The sequence below is a fragment of the Streptococcus oralis subsp. dentisani genome (genome assembly GCF_003944205.1).
Taxonomy (GTDB): domain Bacteria; phylum Bacillota; class Bacilli; order Lactobacillales; family Streptococcaceae; genus Streptococcus; species Streptococcus oralis_BH.
In genome coordinates, this window is record NZ_RJPH01000015.1 from 26,780 (window position 1) to 36,541 (window position 9,762).

The following is a 9,762-nucleotide window of genomic DNA, read 5'->3' on the forward strand; positions in this document are numbered from 1 at the left end:
TATGAAACGGTTTACAAAGTCTTGAAAAAGAGTTATAATAAAATTGTGAAAAAATTAACAAAGGATTAAATCCTTGAAGGCTATGGAGGACAATATGGCTGATAAAAAAACGTTAACACCTGAGGAAAAACAACTCGCTGCTGAAAAGCATGTCGACGGGTTAGTGAAAAAAGCCTTGGTTGCGCTTGATGAAATGCGCAAGTTGAATCAAGAACAGGTTGACTACATCGTAGCGAAAGCTTCAGTTGCAGCTCTTGATGCGCACGGAATTCTTGCTCAACATGCGGTTGAAGAAACTGGTCGTGGTGTATTTGAAGACAAGGCTACAAAAAACCTTTTTGCCTGTGAGCACGTTGTGAATAATATGCGTGGTGTTAAAACTGTTGGAGTTATCGAAGATGATCCAGTTACAGGCTTGACTAAAATTGCAGAACCTGTCGGTGTAGTGTGTGGTGTCACTCCAACAACGAACCCAACATCAACAGCTATTTTCAAGTCACTCATTGCTTTGAAAACACGTAATCCAATCGTGTTTGCTTTCCACCCATCAGCTCAAGAATCTTCTGCTCACGCAGCACAAATCGTTCGTGATGCAGCTATTGCGGCTGGAGCACCTGAAAACTGTGTTCAATGGATTACAGAACCATCTATGGAAGCAACTGGAGCGCTTATGAACCACGAAGGTGTTGCAACTATTCTTGCAACTGGTGGTAATGCCATGGTTAAGGCGGCTTACTCATGTGGGAAACCAGCTCTTGGGGTAGGTGCTGGAAACGTTCCTGCTTATGTAGAAAAATCTGCCGACCTCCGTCAAGCTGCTCATGACATCGTAATGTCTAAATCATTTGACAATGGTATGGTCTGTGCATCAGAGCAAGCGGTTATCATTGATAAAGAAGTGTATGACGAATTTGTTGAAGAATTCAAATCATACCACACTTACTTTGTAAACAAAAAAGAAAAAGCCCTTCTTGAAGAATTCTGTTTCGGCGTGAAAGCCAACAGCAAGAACTGTGCTGGCGCCAAACTAAATGCAAACATCGTTGGTAAACCAGCAGCATGGATTGCAGAACAAGCAGGATTTAGCGTTCCAGAAGAAACAAACATCTTGGCTGCAGAATGTGCAGAAGTAGGACCAAAAGAACCATTGACTCGTGAAAAATTGTCACCAGTAATCGCTGTATTGAAAGCTGAGGACACAGAAGACGGTCTTAAAAAAGCTCGCCAAATGGTTGAGTTTAACGGACTTGGTCACTCAGCAGCTATCCATACAAAAGACGAAGCTCTTGCTAAACGCTTTGGTACAGAAATCAAAGCAATGCGTATTATCTGGAACTCTCCATCTACTTTCGGTGGTATCGGTGACGTATATAATGCCTTCATCCCATCATTGACACTTGGATGTGGTTCATACGGACGCAACTCAGTTGGTGATAACGTGAGCGCTATTAACCTTCTAAACATCAAGAAAGTAGGGAAACGTAGAAATAATATGCAATGGTTTAAAGTTCCTTCAAAAATTTACTTCGAACGCAATTCTATCCAATACCTTCAAACTTGTGAAGATATTGAACGCGTTATGATCGTTACAGACAAATCTATCGAAAAACTTGGCTTTGTTCAACGTGTTATCGATCAATTGAACGCACGTAGCAACCGTGTAACTATCCAAGTCTTCTCAGATGTTGAACCAGATCCAGACATCACAACTGTAGAACGTGGTGCTGAAGTGATGAAAGCATTTGAACCAGATACAATCATCGCTCTTGGTGGTGGTTCTCCAATGGACGCGGCCAAAGTAATGTGGCTCTTCTACGAACAACCAGAAATCGACTTCCGTGACTTGGTTCAAAAATTCATGGATATCCGTAAACGTGCCTTCCGCTTCCCATCACTTGGTAAGAAAGCGAAATACATCGGTATTCCAACAACTTCAGGTACAGGTTCAGAAGTAACACCATTTGCCGTTATCTCTGATAAGAAAAACAACCGCAAATACCCGTTGGCTGACTACTCATTGACACCAACTATTGCCATTGTTGACCCTGCTTTGGTTGAATCCGTTCCAGACTTCATCGCTGCTGATACAGGTATGGACGTCTTGACTCACGCTACTGAAGCCTACACTTCAAACTTCGCTAACGACTACACAGACGGTATTGCACTTCAAACTATCAAGCTTGTCTTTGAATGGTTGGAAAAATCTGTTAAGACAGCTGACCCAGAAGCTCGCGAAAAAATGCATAATGCGTCTACAATGGCTGGTATGGCCTTCGCCAATGCCTTCCTTGGTATGAGCCACTCAATGGCCCACAAGATTGGAGGAGTTCACCATACTGTTCACGGACGTACAAACGCGATCTTGCTTCCATACGTTATCCGTTACAACGGTACTCGTCCATCTAAGACTACTACATGGCCTAAGTACAACTACTGGAAAGCTGATGAAAAATTCCAAGACATCGCGAAAATGCTTGGATTGCCTCACTCAACTCCAGAAGAAGCGGTTGAAGCATACGCTAAAGCTGTTTATGAACTGGGTGTTGCAGTAGGTATCAAGATGAACTTCAAAGACCAAGGAATCGATGAAAAAGCTTGGAAAGATAGCTTGCATGAAATTGCTTTACTTGCTTATGAAGACCAATGTTCTCCTGCAAACCCACGCTTGCCAATGGTAGCTGACATGGAAGAAATCATGGCAGATGCTTACTATGGTTATGCAGAACGTCCAGGACGTCGTAAATAATCGTTTATCAGCCTAGAGGCAGGAGTAATCCTGTCTCTTTTCATAGTCCTATTTCTGAAGTTAGAGTTGAACTATGAGAAGAGAAGATTATGCGGATAGGATAGAAGGTCCTAGAAATAAAAGCTTGGGTGAATGAAGGGGATTGAAAAGTAGAAAAGCAAGAGAGAAAAACAACGCCCGTACTTGCAATTCTACTTAAATAGTTATATAATAATAGTGTTGAAAGGTGATTTGTAGTGATTCAAGTTACTCTTTTCACAATAAAATTTTCAGGATTTTCATAAGGAGGAAATCACTAATGGTAGTTAAAGTTGGTATTAACGGTTTCGGACGTATCGGTCGTCTTGCTTTCCGCCGCATCCAAAACGTAGAAGGTGTTGAAGTTACTCGCATCAACGACCTTACAGATCCAGTTATGCTTGCACACTTGTTGAAATACGACACAACTCAAGGTCGTTTCGACGGTACTGTAGAAGTTAAAGAAGGTGGATTTGAAGTTAACGGTAAATTCATCCGTGTTTCTGCTGAACGTGATCCAGAACAAATCGACTGGGCTACTGACGGTGTAGAAATCGTTCTTGAAGCAACTGGTTTCTTTGCTAAGAAAGCAGCGGCTGAAAAACACTTGCACGCTGGCGGAGCTAAAAAAGTTGTTATCACTGCTCCTGGTGGAAACGATGTTAAAACAGTTGTGTTCAACACTAACCACGACGTTCTTGACGGTACTGAAACAGTTATCTCAGGTGCTTCATGTACTACAAACTGCTTGGCTCCAATGGCTAAAGCTCTTCAAGACAACTTCGGTGTTGTAGAAGGATTGATGACAACTATCCACGCTTACACTGGTGACCAAATGATCCTTGACGGACCACACCGTGGTGGTGACCTTCGCCGTGCTCGTGCTGGTGCTGCAAACATCGTTCCTAACTCAACTGGTGCTGCTAAAGCTATCGGTCTTGTAATCCCAGAATTGAACGGTAAACTTGACGGATCTGCACAACGCGTTCCAACTCCAACTGGATCAGTTACTGAATTGGTAGCAGTTCTTGAAAAGAACGTTACTGTTGATGAAGTAAACGCAGCTATGAAAGCAGCAGCTAACGAATCATACGGTTACACAGAAGATCCAATCGTATCTTCAGATATCGTAGGTATGTCTTACGGTTCATTGTTTGACGCAACTCAAACTAAAGTTCTTGACGTTGACGGTAAACAATTGGTTAAAGTTGTATCATGGTACGATAACGAAATGTCATACACTGCACAACTTGTACGTACTCTTGAATACTTTGCAAAAATCGCTAAATAATTCTTGAGTCAATAAAAGCAAGGCCTTCTGGTCTTGCTTTTTTGTATAGAAAAATGGATGATAGTGTCATCCATTTTGTTTTAATTCTGTTTCGAAAGTATCCGAGAGGGCGGTAAAACTCAATTTTTCTAAGGTGAGTGGATGGGTAAAGGATAGTCGGAAGGCATGGAGCATCAGCCGGCCTGCTTTTGATCTAGAGTTATAGAGAGGGTCGCCTAGGATAGGGTGTTTATGATGAGAGAGGTGAACACGGATTTGATGCGTTCGGCCTGTCTTTAGCTTGCAACGAACAAGAGAAGTCTTATTAAGAAATTGTTTTAATCGTCTTACCTGAGTTTCAGCATATTGCCCACTTTTGGCGTCCACCACTCGTTTTCGGCGATCATGACGATCGCGACCGATTTTATCTCGGAAGATAAGTTCTTTACTCCCTACTTGCCCCTCTACGAGTGCCCAGTACTCACGAGCGATTTCCTTTTTCTCCAACAAACGATTGAGAATGGGTAGGATAAAAGGATTTTTGGCGAAAAGTACTAAACCGCTTGTTTCCATATCCAGACGATGAACGACATAACAGGTTTGGCCAACGTAGGCGCTGACATGATTGAGAAGGGCGATTTCATCTGGTTGATTTCCGTGAGTTTTCATTCCTTCGGGCTTGTTGACGATAATGAGATGTTGGTCTTGATAAATCTCTTGAACGAGGTCTGGATTGCCCCAAAGGATTTCTTTTTTGGGATAATCTTCCTCGTCAAAAGTCAACTGACAAATGTCACCTGGTTTGACCATCTCGTTCCAGTGCACTTCTTTGTGGTTAATTAAGATGTTCTTCTTGATTCTCAAAAAATGGCGGATTTTTCTAGGGATGAGGAGTTGCTCCTCTAGAAAATGTTTGACCGTCATTTGAGGCAAGGATTCGGGTAATGTAAATGTGAATTGCATACAGATATTGTAACAAAAAAAGCCCTATTTGGATAGGGAGTAGCTAAATTCTTGAGTTCCTATGGTGAAGATGATAAAATAAACGCATGAAATTAGATAAATTATTAGAGAAGTTTCTTTCTCTCTTTAAAAAAGAAACGAATGAATCAGCGGGATCTGATTCGACTAGCATGCGTCGTTCACGGAGCGATAGAAAAAAATTGTCCCAAGTAGGCCCAATTCGGAAATTTTGGCGCCGTTATCATCTGACAAAGATTGTCATCATTTTAGGGTTAAGTGCTGGTTTGCTAGTAGGAACCTACCTATTTGCGATAGCCAAGTCTACCAATGTCAATGACTTGCAAAATGCCCTGAAAACGCGAACTCTGATTTTTGACCGCGAAGAAAAAGAGGCAGGAGCCCTATCAGGTCAAAAGGGAACCTATGTTGAGTTGACAGATATCAGCAAAGACTTGCAGAATGCTGTCGTTGCGACAGAGGATCGTTCCTTCTATAAAAATGACGGGATTAACTATGGTCGTTTCTTCTTAGCTATTGTCACAGCAGGTCGTTCTGGAGGCGGTTCTACCATCACTCAACAGTTGGCAAAAAATGCCTATTTGTCTCAGGACCAAACCGTTGAACGGAAGGCCAAGGAGTTTTTCCTCGCATTAGAGTTGACAAAGAAATACAGCAAGGAGCAAATCCTTACTATGTACCTCAATAACGCCTACTTTGGAAATGGGGTATGGGGTGTTGAAGATGCAAGTAAGAAATATTTCGGTGTACCGGCTTCACAACTATCGCTTGATCAGGCGGCCACTCTAGCAGGGATGCTCAAGGGACCAGAATTGTATAATCCATTAAATTCTGTTGAGACTTCGACCAACCGTAGGGACACTGTTTTGCAAAATATGGTTGCAGCGGGCTATATTGATAAAAATCAAGAGACCGAAGCGGCTGGAGTAGATATGGCTTCTCAACTGCAAGATAAGTATGAGGGAAAGATCTCTGATTATCGTTACCCATCTTATTTTGACGCAGTAGTCAACGAAGCAGTATCCAAGTACAATCTAACAGAAGAAGAGATTGTCAACAACGGCTATCGAATCTATACGGAACTTGACCAAAACTATCAAGCAAACATGCAGGTTATTTATGAAAACACTTCGCTATTTCCAACGGCAGAAGACGGAACGCATGCTGAATCAGGTAGTGTTGCTCTAGAGCCTAAAACAGGTGGGGTGCGTGGAGTTGTCGGTCGCGTAGCTGGTGATGACAAATCAGGATTCCGTAATTTCAACTATGCTACTCAGTCTAAGCGTAGCCCGGGTTCAACTATCAAACCTTTAGTGGTTTATACTCCAGCTGTGGAAGCCGGATGGGCTCTGAACAAGCAACTGGACAACCATACCATGCAGTACAACAGTTATCAAGTAGACAACTATGCAGGTATTAAGACATCTCCAGAAGTACCTATGTATCAGGCCTTGGCAGAATCACTCAACCTACCAGCTGTTGCGACTGTAAATGAATTAGGTATTGACAAAGCTTTTGACGCTGGGGAGAGATTTGGCCTGAATATGGAAAAAGTTGACCGAGTTCTTGGAGTTGCTCTTGGTGGAGGTGTGGAGACGAATCCTCTCCAGATGGCGCAAGCCTATGCAGCCTTTGCTAATGAAGGTCTGATGCCTGAAGCCCATTTTATTACTCGTATTGAAAATGCCAGTGGGCAAGTCATCAAGAGTCATGCAAACTCTCAAAAACGCGTGCTAGATAAGTCAGTAGCTGATAAAATGACCAGTATGATGTTGGGTACTTTTACAAATGGTACAGGAATTAGTTCGTCGCCAGCAGATTATGTCATGGCTGGAAAGACAGGTACTACTGAGGCTGCTTTTAATTCAGTATATACTAGTGACCAGTGGGTGATTGGTTATACTCCGGATGTTATAATCAGCCACTGGCTCGGCTTCCCAACAACAGATGAGAATCATTATCTAGCAGGGTCGACCTCCAATGGAGCAGCCCATGTCTTTAGAAGTATGGCTAATACCATTTTGCCTTACACTCCAGGTAGCACTTTTACAGTTGAGAATGCCTATAAGCAGAATGGCATTGCGCCAGAAAATACTAAAAAACAAGCTATTGAAAATGAGACAAACCAGTCCGAGGATCCGCTAGGAGATATTCGTAGTCGTGCTCAAAATCTTGTAGACGAAGCGGGACGTGCGATTTCGAATGCAAAGATAAAAGAAAAAGCTCAGACAATCTGGGACTCTTTCGTCAATCTCTTTCGTTAAGAGTCTTGTCAAAGCCTAGGTTTCTTGTTATAATAGATAAGATGGAGGCGTTATGGCACTAAAAAAAGCAAGCCTAGCTTGTGCAGTTTGCGGTTCAAGAAATTATTCGATTAAAATTAGTGGGAACCCCAAGCCAACACGACTAGAAGTAAATAAATTTTGTAAACATTGTGGAAAATATACGACACATAGAGAAACGAGATAGGAGAGAACGATGGGCTTTATTAAGGATATTTTTAAACTTCTTAAAGAAACAACATGGCCGACTCGCAAAGAAAGCTGGAGAGATTTTCGCTCTATTATGGAATACACAGCCTTCTTTGTGGTCATCATTTACATTTTTGACCAGTTGATTGTATCAGGTCTGATTCGATTTATTAACATTTTTTAGAAGAAAAGTGGAGAAGTTCTGCTAACTTTCTTCTATCATATGTATGAAAGGAAATATCATGGATAGTTTTGACAAGGGATGGTTTGTTCTACAAACTTATTCTGGCTATGAAAATAAGGTAAAAGAAAATCTATTGCAACGTGCGAAAACATATAACATGTTGGATAATATTCTACGTGTTGAGATTCCAACACAAACCGTGCAAGTTGAGAAAAATGGAAAGAAAAAGGAAGTCGAAGAGAATCGCTTTCCAGGTTATGTCCTTGTAGAAATGGTCATGACCGATGAAGCGTGGTTCGTTGTTCGAAACACACCTAACGTAACAGGATTCGTCGGCTCACACGGTAACAGATCAAAACCAACTCCGCTATTGGAACAGGAAATCCGTGATATTCTGGTTTCTATGGGACAAACCGTTCAAGAGTTTGATATTGACGTTGAAGTCGGCCAGACAGTCCGCATCATTGATGGCGCTTTTGCAGACTATACAGGTAAAATTACTGAAATTGATAACAACAAAGTGAAGATGATTATCTCTATGTTTGGTAATGACACGATTGCAGAAGTGAATCTCAACCAAATTGCAGAATTATAACCCAGAGAGGCAGGGCCTCTCTTTTTGTATGCAGTTGAGGTAGCGAGAAGTACAGAATAGAGAAAGTAGACTCAGGGGCTCGCGCATTTTGTTAAACTAAAGGCAGAAAGGAGAGGCCTATGAATTTGAAAGAATTATACGAAGAAAGCAAGGGTATTGTCCATAAGTGTCGCAAGGATTATCATCTCCATCTGTGGGAGAAAGAGGACTGGGACCAAGAGGGGATGATGTGCCTCTATGAACTGGTCAGTCACCATCCAGAGTTACTAGAGGGAGAACGTCACCGATTATATGTGTACTTTAAAACCAAATTCCGGAATCGTATCCTAGACTATATTCGCAAACAGGAAAGTCACAAGCGGCGTTTCGATAAAGAGCCCTATGAAGAGGTGAGCGAGATTAGTCATCGCCCAGGCGAAAAAGGCCTGAGGCTAGATGATTATTATCTCTTTCACGAACTTTTAAGGAATTACAGAGCAAGTCAGAGTAAAGAAAAACAAGAACAACTTGACCGTCTCATGGGAGGAGAATGTTTCAAAGGCCGCAAGGCACTTCTAGGAGAGTTAAGAGTGGTATTGAGTGATTTTAGATAAAAAGAAATAGGTAAAAAAGTTCTTGACAAAGTAGGAAAAGTAAGTATAATAGAAAGAGTTGAAAAACTCAAGGTCCGTTGGTCAAGGGGTTAAGACACCGCCTTTTCACGGCGGTAACACGGGTTCGAATCCCGTACGGACTATGGTGTATCATGAGAAGAAACGGAACTTCAAAAAGTTTCAAAAAAGTTTCAAAAAAGTGTTGACAGAGGTCAACAGCTGTGATATACTAATATAGTTGTCGCTTGAGAGAGATTGAGTGACAAAGACCTTTGAAAACTGAACAAGACGAACCAATGTGCAGGGCACTACAACTGAAGTTGTAGTACTGAACAATGAAAAAAACAATAAATCTGTCAGTGACAGAAATGAGTGAGAACTCAAACTTTTAATGAGAGTTTGATCCTGGCTCAGGACGAACGCTGGCGGCGTGCCTAATACATGCAAGTAGAACGCTGAAGGAGGAGCTTGCTTCTCCGGATGAGTTGCGAACGGGTGAGTAACGCGTAGGTAACCTGCCTGGTAGCGGGGGATAACTATTGGAAACGATAGCTAATACCGCATAACATTGACTATTGCATGATAGTCAATTAAAAGGTGCAATTGCATCACTACCAGATGGACCTGCGTTGTATTAGCTAGTTGGTGGGGTAACGGCTCACCAAGGCGACGATACATAGCCGACCTGAGAGGGTGATCGGCCACACTGGGACTGAGACACGGCCCAGACTCCTACGGGAGGCAGCAGTAGGGAATCTTCGGCAATGGACGGAAGTCTGACCGAGCAACGCCGCGTGAGTGAAGAAGGTTTTCGGATCGTAAAGCTCTGTTGTAAGAGAAGAACGAGTGTGAGAGTGGAAAGTTCACACTGTGACGGTATCTTACCAGAAAGGGACGGCTAACT

8 protein-coding genes, 1 tRNA gene and 1 rRNA gene are annotated in these 9,762 nt (G+C 42.3%); 9 read left to right on the forward strand and 1 reads right to left on the reverse strand.

Annotated features, from left to right (window positions below; all coding sequences use genetic code 11):
* The first annotated feature begins 94 nt into the window (after positions 1-94).
* Together adhE and gap are read left to right on the forward strand one after the other, a co-directional pair.
* Complete coding sequence (gene adhE / locus D8805_RS08920) at positions 95-2,746, forward strand: bifunctional acetaldehyde-CoA/alcohol dehydrogenase (RefSeq protein WP_125416903.1); 2,652 nt, start codon at positions 95-97, stop codon at positions 2,744-2,746.
* 298 nt (positions 2,747-3,044) lie between these two features.
* On the forward strand, positions 3,045-4,055 hold the full coding sequence (gap, locus tag D8805_RS08925) for a type I glyceraldehyde-3-phosphate dehydrogenase (protein WP_000260669.1): 1,011 nt from the start codon (positions 3,045-3,047) through the stop codon (positions 4,053-4,055).
* A 66-nt stretch (positions 4,056-4,121) separates the two neighbouring features.
* Here the strand turns inward: gap and D8805_RS08930 are convergent, their stop codons facing one another.
* Positions 4,122-4,997, reverse strand: coding sequence for an RluA family pseudouridine synthase (locus tag D8805_RS08930; protein WP_001160821.1), 876 nt, complete (start codon positions 4,995-4,997; stop codon positions 4,122-4,124).
* An 86-nt stretch (positions 4,998-5,083) separates the two neighbouring features.
* Here D8805_RS08930 and pbp2a point away from each other — a divergent pair, with 86 nt between their 5' ends.
* The 7 genes from pbp2a to D8805_RS08965 form a co-directional block, all read left to right on the forward strand.
* Positions 5,084-7,279, forward strand: a complete 2,196-nt coding sequence (gene pbp2a / locus D8805_RS08935; protein WP_000762657.1) for a penicillin-binding protein PBP2A — start codon at positions 5,084-5,086, stop codon at positions 7,277-7,279.
* Between the two features lie 52 nt (positions 7,280-7,331).
* A complete protein-coding gene (gene rpmG / locus D8805_RS08940) occupies positions 7,332-7,484 on the forward strand; it encodes a 50S ribosomal protein L33 (protein WP_001809375.1) in 153 nt (50 codons plus the stop codon).
* A gap of 9 nt (positions 7,485-7,493) precedes the next feature.
* Complete coding sequence (gene secE, locus D8805_RS08945; protein WP_000505776.1) at positions 7,494-7,670, forward strand: preprotein translocase subunit SecE; 177 nt, start codon at positions 7,494-7,496, stop codon at positions 7,668-7,670.
* Between the two features lie 58 nt (positions 7,671-7,728).
* A complete protein-coding gene (gene nusG / locus D8805_RS08950; protein WP_125416911.1) occupies positions 7,729-8,265 on the forward strand; it encodes a transcription termination/antitermination protein NusG in 537 nt (178 codons plus the stop codon).
* A gap of 119 nt (positions 8,266-8,384) precedes the next feature.
* Complete coding sequence (locus D8805_RS08955; RefSeq protein ID WP_125416905.1) at positions 8,385-8,858, forward strand: sigma-70 RNA polymerase sigma factor region 4 domain-containing protein; 474 nt, start codon at positions 8,385-8,387, stop codon at positions 8,856-8,858.
* 71 nt (positions 8,859-8,929) lie between these two features.
* Positions 8,930-9,001, forward strand: a tRNA-Glu gene (locus D8805_RS08960).
* 244 nt (positions 9,002-9,245) lie between these two features.
* Positions 9,246-9,762: ribosomal RNA gene (locus D8805_RS08965) — 16S ribosomal RNA — on the forward strand; the annotation flags it as partial.

What these genes read in the sequence shown, in the direction of transcription:
- adhE (WP_125416903.1), top strand. Translation starts at nt 95, where the DNA reads ATGGCTGATAAAAAAACGTTAACACCTGAGGAAAAACAACTCGCTGCT.
- nusG (WP_125416911.1), top strand. Translation starts at nt 7,729, where the DNA reads ATGGATAGTTTTGACAAGGGATGGTTTGTTCTACAAACTTATTCTGGC.
- secE (WP_000505776.1), top strand. Translation starts at nt 7,494, where the DNA reads ATGGGCTTTATTAAGGATATTTTTAAACTTCTTAAAGAAACAACATGG.
- rpmG (WP_001809375.1), top strand. Translation starts at nt 7,332, where the DNA reads ATGGCACTAAAAAAAGCAAGCCTAGCTTGTGCAGTTTGCGGTTCAAGA.
- gap (WP_000260669.1), top strand. Translation starts at nt 3,045, where the DNA reads ATGGTAGTTAAAGTTGGTATTAACGGTTTCGGACGTATCGGTCGTCTT.
- D8805_RS08955 (WP_125416905.1), top strand. Translation starts at nt 8,385, where the DNA reads ATGAATTTGAAAGAATTATACGAAGAAAGCAAGGGTATTGTCCATAAG.
- pbp2a (WP_000762657.1), top strand. Translation starts at nt 5,084, where the DNA reads ATGAAATTAGATAAATTATTAGAGAAGTTTCTTTCTCTCTTTAAAAAA.
- D8805_RS08930 (WP_001160821.1), bottom strand. Translation starts at nt 4,997, where the DNA reads ATGCAATTCACATTTACATTACCCGAATCCTTGCCTCAAATGACGGTC.